At 70.4% G+C, this 22,157-nt stretch carries 24 protein-coding genes; 15 read left to right on the plus strand and 9 right to left on the minus strand.

Going from position 1 to position 22,157, the window contains the following annotated elements; translation table 11 throughout:
- Positions 1-6 precede the first annotated feature (6 nt).
- From QOL16_RS14380 to QOL16_RS14395, 4 genes are all read left to right on the plus strand, one after another.
- A complete protein-coding gene (locus tag QOL16_RS14380; RefSeq protein ID WP_065964596.1) occupies positions 7-189 on the plus strand; it encodes a hypothetical protein in 183 nt (60 codons plus the stop codon).
- Complete coding sequence (locus QOL16_RS14385; RefSeq protein ID WP_065964592.1) at positions 186-1,187, plus strand: diacylglycerol kinase family protein; 1,002 nt, start codon at positions 186-188, stop codon at positions 1,185-1,187. The genes QOL16_RS14380 and QOL16_RS14385 overlap by 4 nt, the downstream gene beginning before the upstream one ends.
- 234 nt (positions 1,188-1,421) lie before the next feature.
- Positions 1,422-2,945: a tyrosine-protein phosphatase gene (locus tag QOL16_RS14390; RefSeq protein WP_071284628.1), complete on the plus strand. Its 1,524-nt coding sequence runs from the start codon at positions 1,422-1,424 to the stop codon at positions 2,943-2,945.
- Complete coding sequence (locus tag QOL16_RS14395) at positions 2,946-3,593, plus strand: class F sortase (RefSeq protein ID WP_071284626.1); 648 nt, start codon at positions 2,946-2,948, stop codon at positions 3,591-3,593.
- Positions 3,594-3,880: 287 nt separating this feature from the next.
- Here QOL16_RS14395 and QOL16_RS14400 read toward each other — a convergent pair whose 3' ends face one another.
- Positions 3,881-4,300, minus strand: coding sequence for a helix-turn-helix domain-containing protein (locus tag QOL16_RS14400; RefSeq protein ID WP_083394077.1), 420 nt, complete (start codon positions 4,298-4,300; stop codon positions 3,881-3,883).
- 63 nt (positions 4,301-4,363) lie between these two features.
- Here QOL16_RS14400 and QOL16_RS14405 point away from each other — a divergent pair, with 63 nt between their 5' ends.
- Positions 4,364-5,338, plus strand: a complete 975-nt coding sequence (locus QOL16_RS14405; protein WP_071284624.1) for a nuclear transport factor 2 family protein — start codon at positions 4,364-4,366, stop codon at positions 5,336-5,338.
- 141 nt (positions 5,339-5,479) lie between these two features.
- Positions 5,480-6,220: an SGNH/GDSL hydrolase family protein gene (locus QOL16_RS14410; RefSeq protein ID WP_254780263.1), complete on the plus strand. Its 741-nt coding sequence runs from the start codon at positions 5,480-5,482 to the stop codon at positions 6,218-6,220.
- Positions 6,221-6,476: 256 nt separating this feature from the next.
- On the opposite strand, the gene QOL16_RS14415 is transcribed toward QOL16_RS14410, so the two are convergent.
- A complete protein-coding gene (locus QOL16_RS14415; protein WP_065963125.1) occupies positions 6,477-7,418 on the minus strand; it encodes a LysR family transcriptional regulator in 942 nt (313 codons plus the stop codon).
- A gap of 118 nt (positions 7,419-7,536) precedes the next feature.
- Between QOL16_RS14415 and QOL16_RS14420 the strand changes: the two genes are divergently transcribed.
- From QOL16_RS14420 to QOL16_RS14430, 3 genes are all read left to right on the plus strand, one after another.
- Positions 7,537-8,520 carry a putative oxygenase MesX gene (locus QOL16_RS14420; RefSeq protein WP_065963175.1) on the plus strand — a complete coding sequence of 328 codons (984 nt, stop codon included), beginning with the start codon at positions 7,537-7,539 and terminating at the stop codon, positions 8,518-8,520.
- A 14-nt stretch (positions 8,521-8,534) separates the two neighbouring features.
- Positions 8,535-9,584 carry a methionine synthase gene (locus QOL16_RS14425; RefSeq protein ID WP_065963128.1) on the plus strand — a complete coding sequence of 350 codons (1,050 nt, stop codon included), beginning with the start codon at positions 8,535-8,537 and terminating at the stop codon, positions 9,582-9,584.
- A gap of 126 nt (positions 9,585-9,710) precedes the next feature.
- Complete coding sequence (locus tag QOL16_RS14430; protein ID WP_071248684.1) at positions 9,711-10,061, plus strand: hypothetical protein; 351 nt, start codon at positions 9,711-9,713, stop codon at positions 10,059-10,061.
- A gap of 62 nt (positions 10,062-10,123) precedes the next feature.
- Here QOL16_RS14430 and QOL16_RS14435 read toward each other — a convergent pair whose 3' ends face one another.
- Entirely contained in the window at positions 10,124-10,783 is a 660-nt protein-coding gene (locus tag QOL16_RS14435; protein ID WP_071284620.1) for a hypothetical protein, read from the minus strand.
- A 311-nt stretch (positions 10,784-11,094) separates the two neighbouring features.
- Here QOL16_RS14435 and QOL16_RS14440 point away from each other — a divergent pair, with 311 nt between their 5' ends.
- The 3 genes from QOL16_RS14440 (at position 11,095) to QOL16_RS14450 (ending at position 13,287) form a co-directional block, all read left to right on the plus strand.
- Positions 11,095-12,291 (plus strand): FAD-binding domain-containing protein, encoded by a 1,197-nt coding sequence (locus QOL16_RS14440; protein WP_139266397.1) that lies wholly within the window; start codon positions 11,095-11,097, stop codon positions 12,289-12,291.
- 144 nt (positions 12,292-12,435) lie between these two features.
- Entirely contained in the window at positions 12,436-12,861 is a 426-nt protein-coding gene (locus QOL16_RS14445; RefSeq protein ID WP_071284616.1) for a hypothetical protein, read from the plus strand.
- Between the two features lie 72 nt (positions 12,862-12,933).
- Entirely contained in the window at positions 12,934-13,287 is a 354-nt protein-coding gene (locus tag QOL16_RS14450; RefSeq protein ID WP_071284614.1) for an SdpI family protein, read from the plus strand.
- A gap of 72 nt (positions 13,288-13,359) precedes the next feature.
- Here QOL16_RS14450 and QOL16_RS14455 read toward each other — a convergent pair whose 3' ends face one another.
- Entirely contained in the window at positions 13,360-13,926 is a 567-nt protein-coding gene (locus QOL16_RS14455; protein WP_139266396.1) for a hypothetical protein, read from the minus strand.
- Between the two features lie 243 nt (positions 13,927-14,169).
- On the opposite strand from QOL16_RS14455, the gene QOL16_RS14460 reads away from it, so the two are divergent.
- Positions 14,170-14,589 (plus strand): hypothetical protein, encoded by a 420-nt coding sequence (locus tag QOL16_RS14460; RefSeq protein ID WP_071248702.1) that lies wholly within the window; start codon positions 14,170-14,172, stop codon positions 14,587-14,589.
- Positions 14,590-14,657: 68 nt separating this feature from the next.
- Here QOL16_RS14460 and QOL16_RS14465 read toward each other — a convergent pair whose 3' ends face one another.
- The 5 genes from QOL16_RS14465 to nrdH form a co-directional block, all read right to left on the minus strand.
- Positions 14,658-15,086, minus strand: a complete 429-nt coding sequence (locus QOL16_RS14465) for a hypothetical protein (protein WP_305411021.1) — start codon at positions 15,084-15,086, stop codon at positions 14,658-14,660.
- Between the two features lie 272 nt (positions 15,087-15,358).
- Positions 15,359-16,360, minus strand: a complete 1,002-nt coding sequence (gene nrdF, locus QOL16_RS14470; protein ID WP_065963154.1) for a class 1b ribonucleoside-diphosphate reductase subunit beta — start codon at positions 16,358-16,360, stop codon at positions 15,359-15,361.
- A gap of 107 nt (positions 16,361-16,467) precedes the next feature.
- Entirely contained in the window at positions 16,468-18,573 is a 2,106-nt protein-coding gene (nrdE, locus tag QOL16_RS14475; protein ID WP_083395021.1) for a class 1b ribonucleoside-diphosphate reductase subunit alpha, read from the minus strand.
- 17 nt (positions 18,574-18,590) lie between these two features.
- Positions 18,591-19,007, minus strand: a complete 417-nt coding sequence (nrdI, locus tag QOL16_RS14480; protein ID WP_065963157.1) for a class Ib ribonucleoside-diphosphate reductase assembly flavoprotein NrdI — start codon at positions 19,005-19,007, stop codon at positions 18,591-18,593.
- Positions 19,008-19,118: 111 nt separating this feature from the next.
- The gene (gene nrdH / locus QOL16_RS14485; protein WP_058727719.1) at positions 19,119-19,352 is read right to left on the minus strand and encodes a glutaredoxin-like protein NrdH; all 234 of its coding nucleotides are present in this window, start codon (positions 19,350-19,352) and stop codon (positions 19,119-19,121) included.
- 401 nt (positions 19,353-19,753) lie between these two features.
- Between nrdH and QOL16_RS14490 the strand changes: the two genes are divergently transcribed.
- The gene (locus QOL16_RS14490; protein WP_071248708.1) at positions 19,754-20,959 is read left to right on the plus strand and encodes an MFS transporter; all 1,206 of its coding nucleotides are present in this window, start codon (positions 19,754-19,756) and stop codon (positions 20,957-20,959) included.
- Between the two features lie 289 nt (positions 20,960-21,248).
- The gene (locus tag QOL16_RS14495) at positions 21,249-22,067 is read left to right on the plus strand and encodes an aldo/keto reductase (RefSeq protein WP_071284607.1); all 819 of its coding nucleotides are present in this window, start codon (positions 21,249-21,251) and stop codon (positions 22,065-22,067) included.
- Positions 22,068-22,157 lie beyond the last annotated feature (90 nt).

A 22,157-nucleotide genomic window follows, 5' to 3' on the forward strand; every position in this document is an offset into this window, starting at 1 on the left:
ACCACCGTGAAGACCGTCGTCGTCCTCCTCGCCCTCTGGCTGATCCTGTCCATCGTCGGCTTCGCCCTGAAGGGGCTGCTCTGGCTCGCGATCATCGGCATCGTCCTGTTCGTCGCCACCGTCGTCTTCGGCGCACTCCGTCGTTCCGCGAACAAGGCCGCGCGGGCCGACCGACCCTCGCGTCCGTGAGCACGTCGAGGCCGCAGCGCGTCGCCGCGGTCGTCGTCAACCCGGTGAAGCACGACCGGGAACGTCTCCGGGCGCTCGTGGACGCCGAGGCACGGCGCAACCACTGGTCTCCCGGGACCCACTGGTTCGAGACCGCCGCCGAGGACGACGGTCGCGCCGCGGCGCGCGCAACGGTCGCCGCCGAGCCGGACGTCGTCCTCGTCGCCGGCGGGGACGGCACCCTGCGGGTCGTCGCGGAGGAGCTCCGCGGGACGGGGATCCCCGTGACGCTGGTCCCGAGCGGGACGGGCAACCTGTTCGCGCGCAACCTCGGCCTCCCCCGGGGCGACACCGCGGGTGCCGTCGCCGCCGCGTTCACCGGGGTGGACCGGCCCATCGACGTCGGGCTCGCCGCACTGACGGACGACGAGGGCACCACGACCACGCACGCCTTCCTCGTGATGGCGGGCATCGGTCTCGACGCGAGCATGGCCGCGGACACGAACGCGTGGGTCAAGCGTCGCTTCGGCTGGGTGGCGTACTCGGACCCGATCGCGCGGTCGATCATCGGCAACCGGCAGATCCCCGTGCACTACCGGCTGGACTCCGGTCCCACGCGGACGATGCGGGCGCACACGGTCATCGTCGGCAACTGCGGCAGTCTCACCGCCGGCGTGCTGCTGCTCCCCCGCGCGGCACCCGACGACGGCATCCTCGACGCCGTCGCGTTCCGCCCGACGGGCTGGTTCGGCTGGACCGCGATCGGCACCACCCTGACCCTCGCCCGGTTCTCCTCCCGCACGCGCACCGGGCGGTTCCTGTCCCGGTTCCTGCCGCCCTCACGTGTGCTGCCCACGACACGTGCGCGGACGCTCCACATCGACCTCGACGCCGCGGAGCGTCTCCAACTCGACGGCGACCCCTTCGGGACCGTCCGGTCGGTGACCCTCACCACCCACCGACACGGGCTCGTCCTCCGCACCGCACCGGCCACCGAGCGACGGCGCGTCACCACCTGACGGACGGGAGGCGCGGTGCCGGCCCGCACCGCGCCTCCCGTCCGTCAGGTGGCACGGCGGAACGCCGCGCCGGGTCGGCGGCGCGGGCCCACCCACCTGAGCCCTGCCTCATGTGGTGGCAACCCGACGGTCCATGGCCGTTCACCCACGCGACGGGCGACCTCGTCACGCTGCTCCGCGGGCCGTCCGGTGCTCCCGGGCGACTCCCCCGTGCCCCGTCCCCCGAGGAGAACCGTGTCCCGCCGTCCCGTCCGCCCGTCCGCGCTCCTCCGCGCGAGCGCCACCGCCGTCGCAGCTGCCGCAGTCCTCGGCACCGTCGGGCTCTCGTCAGCCGCCCACGCCGACTCCGACCTCCAACCGGCCCTGACCGCCCAGGACCACCCGATCACCGACGTCCCGGGGCTGGTGAACGGTCGCGAGCTCGGTGCCTTCACCGGACTCGGCGGCCAGCGGGTCGACGCCTCCCGCCTCATCCGGTCGGAGTCGCTCGACAAGGTCACGGCAGCCGGTGCGCAGACGCTCGCGAGCGAGTACCACGTCGACCTCGTCGTCGACCTCCGCACGCCCGACCAGGTCGCGGCGAAGCCGGACGTGGCGATCCCCGGCGCGCAGGAGGTCCACATCTCGATGTTCGGCGCCGACGGCGACTACAGCGACGACACCGCGATGTACCACGACCTCGTCGACAAGGGCTACGTGGACGCGACCGACCGCGGCCCGATGATCACCGCGTACGCGCAGGTCCTGCAGATCCTCGCGACCCACACCAGCGGCACCGTGCTCGTGCACTGCTCGCACGGCATGGACCGCACCGGGACCGTGGTCGACCTGCTCGACCGGGTCCTCGGCGTCGGCAGTGCGGACATCCTCCACGACTACCTGCTCTCGAACACGCAGCTCGGGGTCACGTGGGCGACACCCGCGCTGCTGCAGGGCACCTTCGAGCACGACGTCGCGACGAAGTACGCCGGGATGGACTCGTACCTGTCCAGGACGATCGGTGTGACCGCCGACGAGGAAGCCGCCCTGCGCGCCCGCTTCCTCGTGTCCGACGACGCCTCCGCATCGGCGATCACGGTCGACGGTGTCACGGTGCCGCTCGACGCAGCCGCGACCGCCGCGGGTGCGACGGTCACCGCCCCGGTCGCCACGCTCTCGGACACCGACGTCCACGTGTCGACGACGGACCCCTCCGCCCGGTCGACGGTCGCGGTGCAGGGCGACACCGCCGTCGTCACCGTGACCGCGGAGGACGGCACCACGACGACGACCTACCGGGTGCACGTCGCCCGCCCGACGCTGGCCCTCGGGGCGCACGGCGCGCTCACGCCCGGGTCGACCGTCACGGTCGGCAGCAGCGGACTGACGCCCGGCGCGTCGTACCAGGTCGTCGTGCACTCGACCCCGCGGGTGCTCGGCCGCGTGACCGCCGCCCAGGACGGCACCGTCAGCGCCACGGTCACGCTGCCCGCCGACCTCGCTCCCGGCGCGCACACCCTGTTCCTCGCCGACGCGACGGGCACCGCGGTCAGCGACCCGCTCGCGCTGACGGTCGTGTCGGCGACGACGACGACGGCCTCCGGATCGGTCGCGGGGACGGCGACCACGGCTGCGGTCGGCCCGTCCGTCGTGACCGGCGGCACGGTCACCGGCGGTCGGGACGACGCACCCTGGCTGGCCCTCGGTGGCCTCGGCGCCCTCGTCCTCGGCGGTACGGGTGCGCTCCGCATCCGCTCCCGTCGCAGCGCGGGGCACTGAGTGACCGGCACGTTCCCGCGGGGGCGGTGGGGCGCTCGCCTCACCGCCCTCGCGGCGGTCGTCGCGGTGGCGATGATCGCCGTCGCCGGGGTCGAGCTCCTGACCCCGCACGCGCACGGGACCGCGACGACGACGGGCGTCGACCTCGCCGGCGACCCCGTGCGGCTCGACGGGCCGCCGCCGGAGCCCGCGGCCTCGGCGACGCCGTCGGGGCACGGCCGGTTCACGGTGCCGTCGGTCGGGCTCGACGTCCCCCTCGGTGCGCTGGACGTGGCCGACGGGGTCGTCGAACCGCCGGGGTCCACGTCGGCGTACTGGGTCCGGAACCTCGGCGTCGAGCCGTCGGCGGCGGCCCACGGCACCGTCTTCGTCGCGATGCACTCGCTGCGCGGCGGGGGTGTCGGTCCGGGCAACGCCCTGATCGACGTCGCGCACGGCCGGGCCCGCGTCGCCGTGGGGGCCACGGTCACGGTCGACGACGTCACGTACCGCGTGACGCGGTCGGAGACGGTCGCCAAGCGCGACCTCCCCGCCGACGCAGCGGTCTGGGCGGACACCCCGGGGCGCCTCGTCGTCGTGACGTGCCTGCAACGGCCGGACGGGCGGCCGTCGGTCGACAACGTGGTGGTCGAGGCGACGCGCGTCTGAGGTGCTGCCGCGGGCACGACCGCCCGGAAACGGGACCCGCCGGAGCGGCGTCACGGCCCGCTGGTCGGCCGGGAGGCGGCGTCGCCCTGACGACACCTCTCGGCCTGCGGACCGCGGGACGGTCGCCGGGACGGACGGGAGGCGCGGTGCCGCCTGGCACCGCGCCTCCCGTCCGTCCTCCGGTCACGTCTGCAGGACCGCCGGCGCCCGGTCCCACGCCCCGCGCATTCGGCTCGGCGCCCACGGCGACGAGCCCGAGCCGCCGGAGCATGGGCTGTGCGCGGTGCTCACGCGCCGTCGGTGCCCCGCCCCACCCCGCCGGGCCGCCCCCGGTCCACGATCCCGTCCGCGTGCTCGACGAGCCACTCCATGAGCGGGACGAGGCGCTCGGCGAGCTCGTGCCCGGACTCCGTCAGCGAGTAGTCCACCCGCGGCGGCACCGTGGGCTGTGCCTCGCGGTGCACGATGCCGTCGTGCTCGAGGGTCCGGAGCGTCGAGGCGAGCATCTTCTCGCTGACGCCCTCGATCGTCCGGCGCAGCTCGCCCCAGCGCACGGGGCCGTCCCGCAGCGCGAGCAGGACGAGGACGCCCCAGCGGCTCGTCACGTGGCTGAGCACCACTCGCGTCGGACACGCCGCGGGGAACCGGACCGGTTCGTCCGCGGTGGTGTCGATCGATCCGTCAGGGGCCACGATTCCGACGTCCATGTCAGTACCGTACGGAGAAGTGCGTCCTTCCGACCAGTGGACGCCCGACCTACCGTCGTCGCCATGCAGCCCACGACGAAGCACCCCACCCGCCGCCGCGCCGCCCTCGTGAGCGGTACGGCCCTGGTCACCGGCGCCCTGCTCGCCGGACTCAGCGCCCCCGTCACCGCCAGCGCGAGCGCGGCAGCCGGCACCGCGACCGCCGCCACGAACACCGTCGCCGACGGCGGGACCACCGCCTCGCGGTACGACACCGCGACCGAACACCGCAACCGCTGCGCCGTCCGCGCGCTCCTGACGCGGACCTTCGCGGACCCGACCAGCCCAGCCGCACGGCGCCTGGCGCAGGCGCTCGTCGCCCCGGACGCGGTCACGCACACGAGCGGGGCTGCTGCCGGGCCCGCCGGTGTCCTGGCCGAGTTCGCCGCCGACCGCACCCGCGTCCCCGGCGCCCAGGCCGTCGTGAAGCACATCGCCGCCGACGGCGACCTGGTCGCCGTGCACTGGCAGGTCGCCCCGGACGTCCGTGACGAGCGTCGCGGAGACGCCGCGGTCGACCTGTTCCGACTGCGCGACGGCCGGGTCGTCGAGCACTGGTCCCTCGACCAGCCGATCGCCACCGGCACCCCGGCGAGCGGCAACACGAACACCATGTTCAGCGACCTGTACCGCCCCGCGCGGCCGGCCCCGGCGCCGTCCGAGCGCCAGGAGGAGCGCAACCGCACCTTCGCGGTGTCCGCCTACGACACCCTGTTCCGCGACCACGACGTGTCCGTGCTCGACCGCGACTTCGACCCCGCGTACCTGCAGCACAACCCCGTCGCACCGAACGGCACCGCCGCACTGAAGCAGCTGTTCGGCAGCGGCGCGCAGTTCCCCGCGCAGCAGTCCGTCATCTCACTCGCGGACGGTGACATCGTGTGGACGTTCTCGCAGCCGGTCGGCGCGGCACCGGACGCCCCGTTGCTCGCGGCCGACCTGTTCCGCGTCGACGGCGGCCTGATCCGCGAGCACTGGGACGTCGTCCCGACGAGCTGAGCGGTCGCCCCGGCGGCCCGTCCACGCACGCGCGACGCGCGACCGAGTGGCCGGGCCGCCGGGGGCCGGGTGATCAGGCCGCCGAGCGACGGCGGCCCATGTCCGGGAACGCGCTCGGGCGGCGGTGGGAGGATGACGACGATGCACACGAAGTTCGCGGTGGTCGGCGACAGCTTCGCCGAAGGGGTCGGCGACGACTGGTCCGACGGTTCGCCCCGAGGGTGGGCCGACCTCGTCGCCGGAGGGCTCTCAGCAGCCACCGACGAGCAGGTGACCTACGCGAACCTCGCGGTCCGCGGCAAGCTCCTCACGCCCATCCTCGACGAACAGCTCCCGGCAGCACTGCGCCTCGCGCCGGACCTGCTCAGCATCAGCGGCGGCAACAACGACATCATCCGCCCGAAGGTGTCGATCGCCGCGAACGCGAGACGGATCGCGGCCGGCCTGGACGCCGCCGTGGCCGCGGGAGCCGACGTCCTCTTCGTCACGGTCGCCGACATGACCCAGCACCTCCCCCTCGGACGGCTCATCCGCCGACGAGGCGACGAGTACGCGGACCACATCCGCAGCTGGGCGGACCGACCGCACGTCACCGTCGTGGACAACTGGTCGGACCCGGTCTTCCACGACATCGCGCTGTGGGCACCGGACCGCCTCCACCTGAACACACTCGGGCACCGGCGGGTCGCGGCCAACGTCCTCGCGGCGCTCGGCGTCGACGTCCCGGACTGGGACGACACGACGACGCTCGCGGCGCGCGCGTCCACGATCGAACACCTCCGCGTCCACGTCCTCCCCTGGGTCGGCCGGCGCCTGACCGGACGGTCGTCCGGCGACGGACGCGAACCGAAGAGCGCGACGCTCGGTCCGGTCCGGCGCTAGCGGGCCACGGCCTGGAGGCGCGACCTACCTGACCGACGCAGCCGCGCCTCGAGCTCGATCACCGCACCCGCGCAACCCACCTGACCGACGCAAGCCGCGCCTCCAGGCCGGTCACCGCACCCACGCGCCCCACCTGACCGACGCAGGTCGCGCCTCCCGGTCCGTCACCGCACTCGCGCGACCCGCCTGACGGACGCAGGCCACGCCGCCAGGCCGGTCGCCACCCGGCCTGCGGACGCAGGCCGGACCACCGGGCCTAGCCCAGCGGCTCCACCCCGTAGCTGACGACCACCGCGCGCAGCTCGTCCAGGTACGTCTGCGCCTGCACGGTGAGCGGCACCGACGCGTGCGCGATCCACCCGATCTCGATGCGCTCGTCGACGTCGAGCGGGATCGCGACGATCTCCGGGTCCAGGTCGTCGCTGATCAGCCCCGTCGAGATCGTGTACCCGCCGAGGCCGATCATGAGGTTGAAGATCGTCGCCCGGTCCGCGACGCGGATCTCGCGCTTGCTCGACATCGTCGACAGGATCTCCTCCGCCAGGTAGAAGGAGTTGTTGGCGCCCTGGTCGAAGGTCAGGCGGGGCAGGTCGGCGAGGTCGTCGAGCGTGGCCCGCTCCTGCGAGGCGAGCGGGTTGCGCCGCGCGACGAAGATGTGCGGCTGCGCGACGAACAGCGGCGTGAACACGACCCCGGCGTCCCGCATGAGCTTGCCGAGCACCTGCCGGTTGAAGTCGTTGCGGTACAGGATCCCGACCTCGCTCCGCAGGGTCCGGACGTCCTCGATGATGTCCCACGTGCGGGTCTCCCGGAGCGAGAACTCGTACTCGTCCGCGGCCGCCGCCTCGACCATGCGGACGAAGGCCTCCACGGCGAACGAGTAGTGCTGCGCGGAGACCCCGAGCAGCCGCCGCGAGGCCTGCCGTCCGACGTAGCGCTGCTCGAGCAGGGAGACCTGTTCGACGACCTGCCGGGCGTACCCAAGGAACTCGACCCCGTCGACGGTGAGCACCACGCCCCGGGCCGACCGGGTGAACAGGGGGCGCCCGATCCGCGTCTCGAGGTCCTTCATCGCTGCGGACATCGTCGGCTGCGACACGTAGAGCAGGTCGGCGGCCGCGCTGATCGAGCCCTCCGAGGCGACCTCGATGAAGTACCGCAGCTGCTGCAGGGTGATGTCGTTCGCGACCCGAGCCATAGGCCGAGGCTATAGCAGCGCATAGCGTCTCGGTATTACCTGATGACTCCGCTCCGCCGTCATGATCGAGGGACACCTTCCCAGTGCCCTCGGGCGCACGACGTACGGAATGCCGAGCATGGCGAACGACCTCACCTTCAGCATCACCCGGACCCGCTTCGACGAGGACTACTCCCCCGCCGACAGCTCCCGGCTGACCACGAACTTCGCCAACCTGGCACGCGGCGAACACCGGCAGCAGAACCTCCGCAGCGCACTCGCGATGATCGACCGCCGCGCGAACGACCTGGCGTCGTCGGACGGCGACGTCACCGACCGCTTCCACGTCGAGCTCGACATCGTCTCGGTCACCGCGCACTTCGTCGACGACGGTGCCGCCGTCGCGTTCCCGCTGCTCGAGATGCTCGACGTCACGATCGTCGACCAGCAGACCGGCGAGCGCCACCAGGGCATCCTCGGCAACAACTTCTCGTCGTACCTGCGCGACTACGACTTCGCCGTGCTGCTGCCGACCCTCGACAAGACCGTCGGCCTGCCCGACGACTTCGGCCACCTGCACGGCCAGCTCTTCCAGCGCTTCGTGGAGTCCGACGCCTTCCGCGCCGAGTTCCACGCCGAGCCCGTCGTCTGCATCAGCGTCTCCACGAGCCAGACCTACCGGCAGACCGGCACCGTGCACCCGGTGCTCGGCGCCGAGTACGCGCACGAGCACTCCTCCCTGACCGACGACTACTTCGGCCGGATGGGCATGCAGGTCCGCTACTTCATGCCCCCGGGCGGCAAGGCCCCGCTCGCGTTCTACACGCGCGGCGACCTGCTGCACGACCACTCCGACCTGCAGCTCGTCGGCACGATCGCCACGATGGAGACCTTCCAGAAGATCTACCGCCCGGAGATCTACAACGCGAACACGGTCGCCCCGAGCACCTACCGCCCGACCCTGGAGCACACCGACTTCACGCGGCCCGACGTGACCTACGACCGCGAGGAGCGGAGCCGCCTCGCCGTGACGCAGGGCCGCTACACCGAGGAGCACCTCGTGCAGCCGCACCGATCGTTCCTCGAGCGCATCGCCGCCGACGCCGCCGTCCCGACCCACTGAGAACCTGGACCGACATGAGCACCCTCCTCCCCACCTCCATCGTCGGCAGCCTGCCGAAGCCGTCCTGGCTCGCCGAGCCCGAGAAGCTCTGGTCGCCCTGGCTGCTCGACGGCGCCGCCCTGGCCGAGGGCAAGCAGGACGCCCTGCGCATCGCCGTCCACGAGCAGGAGCGCGCACGGCTCGACATCGTCAGCGACGGCGAGCAGACCCGGCAGCACTTCGTCACGACGTTCATCGAGCACCTCGACGGCATCGACCAGGAGCGCAAGGAGACCGTCCGGATCCGCGACCGCTACGACGCCGCCGTGCCCACGGTCGTCGGCGCCGTCAGCCGCCCCGCGCCCGTGTTCGTCGAGGACGCGAAGTTCCTCCGCGCCCAGACCGACCGTCCGATCAAGTGGGCGCTCCCCGGCCCGATGACGATGATCGACACTCTGTCGGACCAGCACTACAAGAGCCGCGAGAAGCTCGCGTGGGAGTTCGCCACGATCCTCAACCAGGAGGCGCGGGAGCTCCAGGACGCCGGCGTCGACGTCATCCAGTTCGACGAGCCCGCCTTCACCGTCTTCCACGACGAGGTGCAGGACTGGGGCGTCGCCGCACTCGAGCGCGCCGCCGAGGGTCTGCGCGCCGAGACCGCCGTGCACATCTGCTACGGCTACGGCATCGAGGCGAACAACCGGTGGAAGGAGACCCTCGGCGCCGAGTGGCGGCAGTACGAGCAGTCCTTCCCGCTGCTGCAACAGTCCTCGATCGACATCGTCTCGCTCGAGTGCATCCACTCCCACGTCCCCCTCGAGCTCGTCGAGCTGATCCGCGGCAAGAAGGTCATGCTCGGCGCGGTCGACGTCGCCACCGAGACCGTCGAGACCCCGGACGAGGTCGCCGAGGTGCTGCGGCGGGCGCTCGAGTTCGTCGACGCGGACAAGCTCATCCCGAGCTCGAACTGCGGGATGGCGCCGCTGGCGCGGGACGCGGCGCTCGGCAAGCTGAGCGCGCTGTCCGCTGGGGCGGACATCGTGCGGGCCGAGCTCGCTCGCGTGGCGGTGCCGGCAGGGCGGTAGCGCGGCGTCGCGGCGGCCGAATGGCGCTCAGGTCCCGCCTGGAGGCTCGGGTCGCTTTCGCGGCAGAGGTCGCGTCGGCCGAGACGACGTTCCAGCAGATCGACACGTCCGTGCCAGCATGCTTCCATGCGACCCTGGCGGAACCGAAAGCCCCCCGCACCGCATCCCGAGGAGATCGATCCCCGAGTCCCGAAGCTCGCGGACTGGGGCCGGAACGGCATCATCGGGACGATCGGCTCGGGGCCCGCGGCCGGCTCGACGGTCGTGGCTCATCCACACTGGACCGCAGCCGGCTTCGACTGGTACGAGGTGGAGGTGTGGGACGGCCCCGAGGAGATCGAGTGGTTCACGGACGATCGGGTCCCCGGCCAGGAAGGTGGCCTCATCGACGCGCTCACCCGCGAGGTCGATGTGCACTGGTGGACGGACAGGGAGCGCATCGACGCCTTCTGGGCCACGCACTGGGACCGCACCTGAGCGACGAACCGGCAGTTCCTCACCGACCGGTCGGCGTCCGCGAAGCGCGTCCCGTCCGGTGATCAGCGCTGCCGGACACGATCGCTCCAATTCGGGAACGGCTCCGAGACACCCGGTTCGGATGCATCGGGGAAGTCGGCGGGGTCCCGCAGTGCGATCGCCTCGATGAGCCCCGGAGCGTCGTGTGCCCAGAACGCCTCGCTGTACACCCCGAGCGAGTACTGTCCGTTCGGCCGCACGTTCCAGGTCACCCACCATCCGTCGCCGGTGTCGGCCCGGACCTCGTGATCCGTTCCGACCTTCGCGCTGCTCCAGCGCCACCCTTCTTCGTCGAAGTAGCGCTGCATCGGCTCGAGGTCCTGCACCGCGCCGGTTGCACCCTCCGGCTCGATGATCCGCACGGCTCGGAACGCGTAGGAGTTCTCCTTGGTCGCGCCCTCCGGCGCCTTGCCGAACGCATCACCGCCTGCGCGCAGAGGACGGACGTCTCCGCCGTTCCAGTACCACGTGCCGTCCGAGATCTGTCGTTGTGCGGCTGCGAGCACGGCCTGCCCGTGCTCGTACCGCTCGCCAGCCAGCTCGAACTCGTCCCGCAACGAGCGGTCGGCTCCCTGCGCCTGCGTCGTGCCCGCCGCGTCCCGCGTGCTCTGTCGGGGCACGTCGCCGGCACCGCCCGAGGCGCATCCGGTCGTCGCGAGCACCGTGGCCGCGAGCACGGTCACGATCGCGCCGCGCAGTCGCGGACGGGCGGGGTGAGCCCGCAGGCCCCCGGAAGTTCCCCCGACGGCAGCGACGCGGACGTCGGTTGCCCCGTCATCGAACACAGTCGTCACACCCCCCCGCGTGGTTCCCAAGCCGGTGTCCGACCCTACTCGACGACCGACGGGCCCGTCCCGCGCGGTGCTCCCGCCCTTCCGGGACGCGGGACACCGGCCCCAGCAGGTGCAGCGTCGACTGGACGCACGTGTGCGGTCACCGCCGCGTCCCCCGTCACGCACGGCTGCCGATCCAGCGCCGAGCGCAGGATGGCCTGGTGACCACCCCCACCCGGGCCGCCGGCCTCGACACCCTGCACGCGTTCGTCCCGCACGCCGGGGCCGACTACCGTCGCGACCGCAACCTCGACACGGGTCCCGGGCGGACCAACGTCTCCGGTCTGTCGCCGTACATCCGGCACCGGCTCGTCACCGAGCAGGAGGTCGTCGACGCCGTGCTCGAACGGCACAGCCTGCACGCCGCGGAGAAGTTCGTGCAGGAGGTCTTCTGGCGCACCTACTGGAAGGGATGGCTCGAACAGCGCCCCGAGGTCTGGTGCCGCTACCGTGCCGAGGTCGCCGACCTGCTCGCCGGGGACCTGCCCGCCCGCTACGAGGACGTGGTCTCCGGACGGTCCGGCATCGACGCGATGGACGCGTGGGCCGCGGAGCTCGTCGAGACCGGGTACCTCCACAACCACACGCGGATGTGGTTCGCGAGCATCTGGGTCTTCACCCTCGAGCTGCCGTGGCAACTCGGCGCCGACTTCTTCCACCGCCACCTCCTCGACGGCGACGCCGCCTCCAACACCCTGTCGTGGCGGTGGGTGGCCGGTCTCCAGACCCGGGGGAAGACCTACCTGGCGACCACCGAGAACATCGCTCGGTACACCGACGGACGCTTCGCACCGACCGGGCTCGCCACCGAGGCGCGCGCGCTCGACGAGGAGCCCTTCCCACCCGCAGTCCCGGTCGCGTCCGACGACGTCGAGGGCCAGCCGGGCGAACGCGTCGGGTTGCTGCTGCACGAGGAGGACCTCGAGCCCGAGAGCCTGCTCGCCGAGCACCCGTCCCTCGCCGGGTCGATCCGGGCGGCCGCTGTCGCCGCCGACCCCCGTCACCGTTCCCCCGCCGAGGTGTCGCCCGCGGTCGTGGCCTTCACCACCGGCGCGGCAGCGGACGCGGCGTCACGGACGACCGACGCAGCAGGTCGTCCCGCGACGGGGCTCGACTCGCTCGAGCCGTCCGCTGTGCTCAACTGGGCAGCCGCCGAGGACCTCGACTCGATTGTCGTCCCGTACGCGCCCGTCGGCCCCGTCCGGGAGCGACTCGACCTCCTGCGCGCCCGCCTCGCCGCGGAGGGCATCGCGCTCGTCACCGTCCGCCGACGCTGGGACGGCCGCGCGTGGCCGTACGCGTCGCGGGGGTTCTTCCCGTTCCGCGAGCGGATCCCGGGGCTCGTTCGTCAGCGCTAGCGTCCGCCGAGCCCCGGCACCGTCCTCGGCGTCACGTCCGGCAGGTGGTTGCTCTGCCGACCGGCCTGGAGGCGCGGCTCACGTCCGCCCCGCGTGTCCCGTCCGCAGGCGCGAACGCCAGGCGCGGGGCGTTGACTTGCGTCCATGATCACCAAGGACAGGATCCACGAGGTCGAGAACGCCACCGTCCGGGACCGCGACGGCGCATCGGTCGGCAAGGTCGCGCAGGTGTTCCCCTCCGCGGAGGACGGCAGCGCTGCGTTCGTCAGCGTCGCGACCAGGCTCCTCGGGAGTCACACGGCGCTCGTACCCGTCGAGGACGCCAGCTTCGACGGCACGGACCTGCACGTCGGGTACACGAAGCGCGCGATCAAGGACGCGCCCTCCCCCGGCGCCGGGAACATCCTGTCCCTCGCCGACGAGAACGCCGCCCGCAAGCACTTCGGGCTCTCCCCCGCCGGCAAGGCGACCGGCGACATGGGCGACCCGCACGAGAACCTGGACCAGACCGGCACCGGCCCGGCCGGCGCGGACGACACCGAGGGCGCGGGCACGACGCCACCGGCGTGAGCCGAGCGGCCACCCCTCCCGTACGCACCTGAAACATTGCCGTTCTTCGGCTCTTACTCTACCGTGGCTGACATGCTCGGAGTGTTGGTGTTCGCGATGACGCTCGAAGTCGGCGGAGCGGCCCTCATCACGTGGCTGACCTGGAGAGCGGCCAACGGGTCGTTGCAGCGGAACAGGCTCGCTGGTGTACGAACGTCGATCACGCTGTCGAGCGACGAGGCGTGGCGGATCGGCCATCGTGCAGCACTGCGACCGACGATCATCTCCGCGATCGCCACCGTGACGTGGGCAGCGATCAGCATCAGCGTCGAACCACTCCGCACCCCGGCCGCCGTGCTCGTCGCCGCGGGCCTCCTGGTCGGCGGGGCGCTCCTGTCCATCCCGGCCGCCCACCGCGCCGTCCGCCGGTCGTCGCAGGCGTCGTAGGGCTGCGACCCACTGCAGGGCGGGCACCGTCGCGGGCACGAGCATCCTTCGGTCGATCAGCGATCGAACAGCTCACTCGACCCGCATGCGCAAGACCACGAGACCTGGGACTGCGAGGATCACATCGTGCCACTGCGTTCCCTCGACGAGCTCGACGATGCGACGTTCGACGTCACCGCCGCACGGGCCGTCGACGGACGGTTCGTCCTGCACGGTTCGGTCGTCGAGCACGACACGAGCGCCGGAACGGTTCTCCTGCCTGTCACGCTGACCGTGCTCGACGCGGTGGACGTCGTCGTCGATCACGTCCATGGGACGGGCGACCTCGTCCTCGAAGCCATCGACGTGACCTCGACGACAGTGACGCTCCGAGGCGTCATCCCGTGCGAGGTAGCCGTGACCACGTCCGTCCAGAGTCAGGTGCTGCTCGATGTCGGCACGACGCTCATCGCGGTCCGCCGTCGGTGGCGATGGCGGCCGTGGGACGGATCGACGCCGGTGATCCTCGACTTCCGCGCCGTGTCGAGACGCCTCCGGCAGCACGCCTGTGACGTGTGCCCACACCCGTGGGCCGAACACCCCACCGAACGGGATGCGAAGGGCGCGACCTGCGGTGAGTGCGACTACGAGCTCGAACACGGCGAACTTCCGCCGGGCACGCGGGTGTGCACCGCGCAGGTACCGCATCGACTCATCGAGCCAGAGTCGTCCCTCCGGTGACACGGAGCTCCAGGCCGCGATGCGCGGGGAACGCGATGGCGAACGAGAGCTTCCTGCACGCGATCTCGCCGGTGTCGTGATCGCCGAGGAGCGGCCGCCACGGGGCGAACGCGTTCCCGAGGAGCAGCACCGCAACCACGCTCGCCGCATTAGCGTCTTCCCATGAGCGAGTTCTTCATCGCAGGCAGCTGGCGCAACCGGGCGGCAGTGCTCGACGTCGTCGAAGCACTCGACCGCGCGGGGGCTTCGTCGTACTCCTTCGTGCGAGCGGAGTACGACGAAGAGGCCGCCGTCCTCGCGAATCCGGGAGGCGCAGACGACGCAGCTCTCGACTCGGCAGGGGTGCGGAAGCTCTTCGAACAAGACCTGGCGGAGCTCCGCGCGGCCGATCACTTCGTCCTCGTGCTGCCGGCCGGGGCTGCTGCACACATCGAAGCAGGCATCGCGTTCGGCCTCGGCAAGCGCTGCTGGGCCGTCGGTCCTGTCGATCGATCGGAGACCCTCTACCGGATCTTCGAGGGGATGCACGCTGACGCCGCGGACCTGGTCGGACAGCTCAGGGCGCTGCACGTCGTCCGGTAGCCGATCGGCGTTCGGCGGTCACATGACAAGGACGGAACCGGACGGTCTCGTGCACGTGCAGCGCGTACTCAGAGCGTCCGCGGGGTGAGGTCGCCGTCCTCGGTGTCGTACGTCGTGACCCGCCACGTCGGCTCGCGCCCGTCGACGACACGCGCCAGCTCGACCAGTCGTGGGCCGGGCCACTCCTCGCCCGAGGCCAGGACGGCGTCGCCACAGCTGGTGTCCGTCTCCGCTACCTCAGCCTCGGTCAGGGTGACCTCGCGTCTCCGCACGAGGCTGAGGTCCGCGGCGTCGACGAGCGCCTCGACACCGCTGGTCGGTTCCGCGTCGGACTCCCCCATGAAGTCCGTCCTCCCCGGATCGGTGCTGCGGATCCGCCAGACCCACTGCTCCGCCACGTACTCGAGGCGGAGCCCGACGACCGGACCGCCCACGGCCTCGGACTCGCCGGAGATGCCGTCGATCCAGTCGGAGGGCCACCGCACCGCACTCGGCACCGCGGTGCTCGGCCAGTCAGACCCCACCCCTCGGGGAGCTGGGGGAAACGTCGCACACCCGGCGAGCACGACGGCGACCGCGCTCAGCATGCTGGCGATGACCACAGATCGTCCGGATCGCACCACGTCCCCCTCGTGAGCAGCCCAGCGTAGACGAGCACCGGCGCGCCTGCCTCCGAGGACCCGCCCGGCATCAGCGTCGAAGCGCGCGAACGCCCCGCCAGCCGGAGCCAGCGGGGCGTCCCCACGAGTCAGAGCGGATCAGACCAGGATCAGAAGTCCCAGTCCTCGTCCTCCGTCACGACCGCCTTGCCGATGACGTACGACGAGCCCGACCCCGAGAAGAAGTCGTGGTTCTCGTCCGCGTTCGGCGACAGGGCCGACAGGATCGCCGGGTTCACGTCGGTCGTCTCCTTCGGGAACATCGGCTCGTAGCCCAGGTTCATCAGCGCCTTGTTGGCGTTGTAGTGCAGGAACTTCTTGACGTCCTCGGTCAGCCCGACACCGTCGTAGAGGTCCTGCGTGTACTGCACCTCGTTCTCGTAGAGCTCGAACAGCAGGTTGAACGTGTAGTCCTTGATCTCCTGCTTGCGCTCCTCGGAAGCGCCTTCGAGTCCCTTCTGGAACTTGTAGCCGATGTAGTACCCGTGCACGGCCTCGTCGCGGATGATCAGGCGGATCAGGTCGGCGGTGTTGGTGAGCTTCGCGCGCGAGGACCAGTACATCGGCAGGTAGAAGCCGGAGTAGAACAGGAACGACTCGAGCAGCGTCGAGGCGACCTTGCGCTTCAGGGGGTCGTCACCGGTGTAGTAGTCGAGGACGATCTGGGCCTTCTTCTGCAGGTTCACGTTCTCGGTGGACCAGCGGAAGGCGTCGTCGATCTCGGGCGTCGAGGCGAGCGTCGAGAAGATCGACGAGTAGCTCTTCGCGTGCACCGACTCCATGAACGCGATGTTCGTGTAGACGGCCTCTTCGTGCGGGGTGATCGCGTCGGGGATCAGGCTGATCGCGCCGACGGTGCCTTGAATGGTGTCGAGCAGCGTCAGGCCGGTGAAGACCCGCATGGTGAGCTGCTGCTCCTCCGGCGTCAGCGTGTTCCACGACTGCACGTCGTTCGACAGCGGCACCTTCTCGGGCAGCCAGAAGTTGTTGACCAGCCGGTTCCAGACCTCGACGTCCTTGTCGTCCTGGATGCGGTTCCAGTTGATGGCACTGACCGCACTGATCAGCGGGATGGACTTGCCCGTTGCGTGGACCGGGTCGGTGAGGGTCATGGGATCGTCTTCCGGATTCGAGATGGTGATCTGATGTCGGACTGGAGGCGCGGTGCGGGCTGGCACCGCGCCTCCAGGATGTGGGCGGTCGCGTCAGCGACCGACCGCTACAGCATGCAGCTGACGCAGCCCTCGACCTCGGTGCCCTCGAGGGCGAGCTGGCGCAGACGGATGTAGTAGATCGTCTTGATGCCCTTGCGCCATGCGTAGATCTGGGCCTTGTTGATGTCGCGCGTGGTGGCGGTGTCCTTGAAGAACAGCGTCAGCGAGAGCCCCTGGTCGACGTGCTGCGTGGCCGCGGCGTACGTGTCGATGATCTTCTCGGCACCGATCTCGTACGCGTCCTGGTAGTAGTCCAGGTTGTCGTTCGTCATGAACGGCGCCGGGTAGTAGACGCGACCGAGCTTGCCTTCCTTGCGGATCTCGATCTTCGACGCGATCGGGTGGATCGACGACGTCGAGTGGTTGATGTACGAGATCGAACCGGTCGGCGGGACGGCCTGCAGGTTCTGGTTGTAGATGCCGTGCTCCTGGACGGACGCCTTCAGCGCCTTCCAGTCGTCCTGCGTCGGGATGGTGACGTTCGCCTTCGCGAAGAGCTCGCGGACGCGCTCGGTCGCCGGCGCCCACGCCTGATCGGTGTACTTGTCGAAGAACTCACCCGACGCGTACTTCGAGTCGCGGAAGCCGTCGAAGGTCTCGCCGGTCTCGATCGCGATGTTGTTCGAGGCGCGCAGGGCGTGGAACAGCACCGTGTAGAAGTAGATGTTCGTGAAGTCGATGCCCTCTTCGGAGCCGTAGTACACGCGCTCACGAGCGAGGTAGCCGTGCAGGTTCATCTGGCCGAGGCCGATGGCGTGCGACTTGTCGTTGCCGTCCTCGACCGAGCGCACCGAGGTGATGTGCGACATCTGGGAGACCGAGGTCAGGCCGCGGATCGCGGTCTCGATGGTCTTGCCGAAGTCCGGCGAGTCCATCGTCAGCGCGATGTTCAGCGAGCCGAGGTTGCAGGAGATGTCCTTGCCGATCTCCTTGTACGAGAGGTCCTCGTTGAAGGTCGTCGGGGTGTTGACCTGCAGGATCTCCGAGCACAGGTTGGACATGTTGATCCGACCCTTGATCGGGTTGGCCTTGTTCACCGTGTCCTCGAACACGATGTACGGGTAGCCCGACTCGAACTGGATCTCGGCGATGGTCGTGAAGAAGTCACGCGCCTTGATCTTCGTCTTCTTGATGCGCGAGTCGTCGACCATCGCGCGGTAGTTCTCGGAGATCGGGACGTCGCCGAACGGGACGCCGTAGACCTTCTCGACGTCGTACGGCGAGAACAGGTACATGTCCTCGTTGTTCTTCGCGAGCTCGAACGTGATGTCCGGCACGACGACGCCGAGCGACAGCGTCTTGATGCGGATCTTCTCGTCGGCGTTCTCGCGCTTGGTGTCGAGGAACTTCATGATGTCGGGGTGGTGGGCCGACAGGTAGACGGCACCGGCACCCTGACGCGCACCGAGCTGGTTCGCGTACGAGAAGGAGTCCTCGAGCAGCTTCATCACGGGGATGATGCCCGAGGACTGGTTCTCGATCTGCTTGATCGGGGCACCGGCCTCGCGGATGTTCGAGAGCAGCAGGGCCACGCCGCCGCCGCGCTTCGAGAGCTGCAGCGACGAGTTGATCCCGCGCGAGATCGACTCCATGTTGTCCTCGATGCGGAGGAGGAAGCAGGAGACGAGCTCACCGCGCTGGGCCTTCGCGGTGTTGAGGAACGTCGGGGTCGCGGGCTGGAAGCGGCCGGCGATGATCTCCTCGACGAGGTCGATCGCGAGCTGCTCGTTGCCCTGCGCGAGGCCGAGGGCGGTCATGACGACGCGGTCCTCGAAGCGCTCGAGGTAGCGCTTGCCGTCGAACGTCTTGAGCGTGTAGCTCGTGTAGTACTTGAACGCACCGAGGAACGTCTGGAACCGGAACTTCTTGGAGTACGCCAGGTCGTTGAGCTTCTGGATGAAGTCCATCGAGTACTGGTCGATCGTCGCCTGCTCGTAGTACTCGTTCTCGACCAGGTAGTCCAGCCGCTCCTTCAGGTTGTGGAAGAAGACGGTGTTCTGGTTGACGTGCTGCAGGAAGAACTGCTTGGCGGCCTCACGGTCCTTGTCGAACTGGATGTTCCCGTCCGCGTCGTAGAGGTTGAGCATCGCGTTGAGGGAGTGGTAGTCCATCCCCGTCTGCGGCGACGTCAGATCGACGTCTGCAACTGCTGCGTCCAAAATGCATCCAATCCTGAGTTGACCGCCTGCACGTCGTCAGGCGTTCCGAAGAGTTCGAAGCGGTACAAGACGGGGACGCCGCACTTCTGCGAGATGACGTCCCCTGCGAGCCCGTAGGCCTCGCCGAAGTTCGTGTTGCCCCCGACGATCACGCCGCGGATGAGCGAACGGTTGTGTTCGTCGTTGAGGAACTTGATGACCTGCTTGGGCACCGCGCCCTGCCCGTTGCCGCCGCCGTACGTCGGCAGGACGAGCACGTACGGCTCGTCCGCGTGCAGGAACGGGTCGCCCGGGTAGAGCGGGATGCGGTCCGCGTCACGGCCGAGCTTCTCGATGAAGCGTGCGGTGTACCCGGACACGCTCGAGAAGTAGACGAGGCGACTCATGTGCGCGCTCCTTGCGAGAGGTGCGGACAGCAGATCAGGAGGGGCCTGGCGGAGGCGGTGCGTGCCTCCAGGCCGGCGGAGCCGCGGGTCCCGTGACGGGACCCGCACGGCTCACGCGAGTTCGGCGCTGAGCGTCGCGATCTTGTCGGGACGGAAGCCCGACCAGTGGTCGTCGTCGGTCACGACGACGGGGGCCTGCATGTAGCCGAGCGACTTGACGTGCTCGAGCGCGGCCTCGTCGGCGGAGACGTCGAGCACCTCGTACTGGATGCCCTTGTTGTCGAGCGCGCGGTACGTCGCGGTGCACTGCACGCAGGACGGCTTGGTGTAGACGGTGACGGCCATGATCTCCCCTGGTTCTTGCTGGTTGTTCGTGCTGTGGAGTGGTGCTGGTGTCGGGTGCCACTGGCACCTGCGCAGACGTGTCCGGGAAGGGGCCGCTGCGGTGACTCCACACTACATCTAGTGGCTGGCCACGGCACCGACCACAAGAGGAAGTGTTACAGCCGTGTAGTTCTCCACAACGCCCTCCACAGTCTGTGGATTCCCGGGAGGCCCGTCGTTCCGCCAGTCTGCGGCGCACCACCGACACTTCCCCACACCGGTGGACGACCTCGATCCACAGGTGTGGAATCGGCGCGTCGGCGTGTCGCGGTGAGTCCTCCACAAGGGGTCTTCGAAGCGGCTCGTCCACAGCACCCCCGGACGGGTGTCAGCGGATTCCGTCCGGTCCGTACACTCGGACCGTGAGCGCCTACGGACCCCTGCTGAAGACCCCCGGAGTCGGCCGCGTCATCGCTGCGCAGCTCACCGCGCGCTTCCCGTTCGGCATGCTCTCCCTCGCCTACCTGCTGCACGTCGAGCACGTCTTCGGCTCGTACGGCGCCGCCGGACTCGTGCTCGCGACGACGAGCATCGGCCAGGCCATCGCCGGTCCGCTGACCAGTCGGTGGATGGGCAGCTGGGGCATGCGCCCGGTCCTCGTGCTGACGAGCATCGTCGCGCTCGCGAGCATGGTCGTCATCGCGTTCGTCCCGATGGCGCTCGGCGGGTACGTCGTCGTCGGGTTCCTCGGTGGCCTGGCGGTGCCGCCCGTGCAGCCGGCCGTGCGCACCATCTACCCCAAGATGGTGACCTCGTCGCAGCTCACACCGCTGTTCTCGCTCGACGCCAGCGCGCAGGAGCTCATCTGGGTCGCCGGCCCCGTCATCACGACCTTCGTCGCGACGCAGGTGGGCACTGTGCAGGCGATCGTCGTGGCGATGGTGTTCCTGGTGGTCGGCGGTGTGTGGTTCATCGCCTCCCCCGAACTCGGTCGCGTCCGGATCCCCCGGTCGAAGCGCGCGTTCGGCGTCGTGCTCAAGCGGCCCTCGGTCGTCGTCGCCACGCTGACCGGCCTGCTCCTCATCGGGGCGTGCTCGGCGGTCGAGGCGAGCGTCACCAGCGTCTTCGGCGAGGGCAGCCCGAACGCCGGCATCGTCCTCGCGGTCTTCGCGGTCGGCTCGCTCGCGGGCGGCCTGGCGCTCGGGCACCGACCGATCTCGCGCAACACCCTGTGGGCGCGCATGTGCATCGTGTTCGTCGGCCTCGCGCTCGCGGTCGGCGGCACGGACTTCTGGTGGCTGTGCCTCGCGCTCGTCATCGCCGGTGCCGGCATCGCCCCGGCCCTCGCGGTCATGTTCGGCTCGGTGTCCGCGACCGTGAAGTTCTCCGACACCGCCGAGGCCTACGGCTGGATGGGTACCGGGCAGCTCATCGGCGCCGCGGGCGGGTCGGCGGTGGCCGGCTTCCTCATCGACGCGAACGGCCCCACCGGCGGCATGACCGTCGGCGCGGTGATGGCGGCCGCCGGGGTGGTCCTGCCGCTCGTCATGCGGCGGTGGCTCCCCGACCTGCGCGGACGCGACGCGAGCCCGCTGCCCGACACCGAGCCGGTCACGCTGCCGAGCTGACCGAGGCCGTCGGTGGGGCGCGGGCGGCGGCGCGACCGAGCCGCCGCGGGTGAACGACCTCCTCGCTGTCGAACGACACCCGCGATGGCGCTTCCGCCCGGGGCACCCGATGCGCCCGCAACGAGCGACACCTCCACTGTCGAACGACACCCACGATGACGCTCACCCTGCGTCCTCGCTCCACGCCCTGACCCGTCGCGGTTCCTCCACAGCTCACCGCCCGGCGCACCTGCTCCACACCCGGCCTGGAGGCGCGGCGCACCCCCGCCGCGTTGGGCAAGATGGGCACATGGTCACCTCCATCCCCCTCCACGACGGCGCGACGATCCCCGCCGTGGGCTTCGGCGTGTACAAGGTCGACGACGCGGCGGCCGAGACGGCCGTCGCGACGGCCCTCGACGCCGGCTACCGGCACGTCGACACAGCCGAGATGTACGGCAACGAGGCCGGCGTCGGCAGGGCGGTGCGCGCCTCCGGCCTCGACCGTGACGACGTCTTCGTGACCACCAAGGTCTGGAACGACCACCAGGGCCGCGACGCCACCCTCCGCGCGTTCGACGCGAGCCTCGAGCGGCTCGGCCTGGACTCGGTCGACCTGTACCTCATCCACTGGCCGGCTGCTGCGAACGACCGCTACGTCGAGACGTGGCGGACGCTCGTCGAGCTGAGCGACCAGGGGCTGGCGCGCAGCGTCGGTGTCTCGAACTTCCAGGTGCCGCACCTGCAGCGACTGCTCGACGAGACGGGCGAGGTGCCCGTCGTCAACCAGGTCGAACGGCACCCGTGGCTGCCGCAGCGCGAGTTGATGGACTTCCACGAGGAGCACGGCATCGTCACCGAGGCGTGGTCGCCGCTCGGCCGCGGCCGGCTCGTCGACGAACCGGTCCTCGCGCGCATCGCCGAGGCACACGGCGTGAGCGTCGCGCAGGTGCTCGTGCGGTGGAACGTGCAACAGGGCGTCGTCGTGCTGCCCAAGTCGGTCACCCCGGCACGCATCCGCTCGAACATCGACGTCGACGGCTTCGCCCTGACCGACGACGACCTCGCGGCGATCGCCACGCTCGAGTCCGGGCAGCGCACGGGGTCCCACCCCGACACCGTGTCCTGAGCGGCGGCGGGAGCGGGAGCGAGCCGGGCGCCTCGAACGGCTCGGCCTGTCCGCTCATCGCACCCGGTAGGAATACAGAGTACGAAATAC

Source organism: Curtobacterium sp. MCBA15_004, from assembly GCF_001865055.2.
Taxonomy (GTDB): domain Bacteria; phylum Actinomycetota; class Actinomycetes; order Actinomycetales; family Microbacteriaceae; genus Curtobacterium.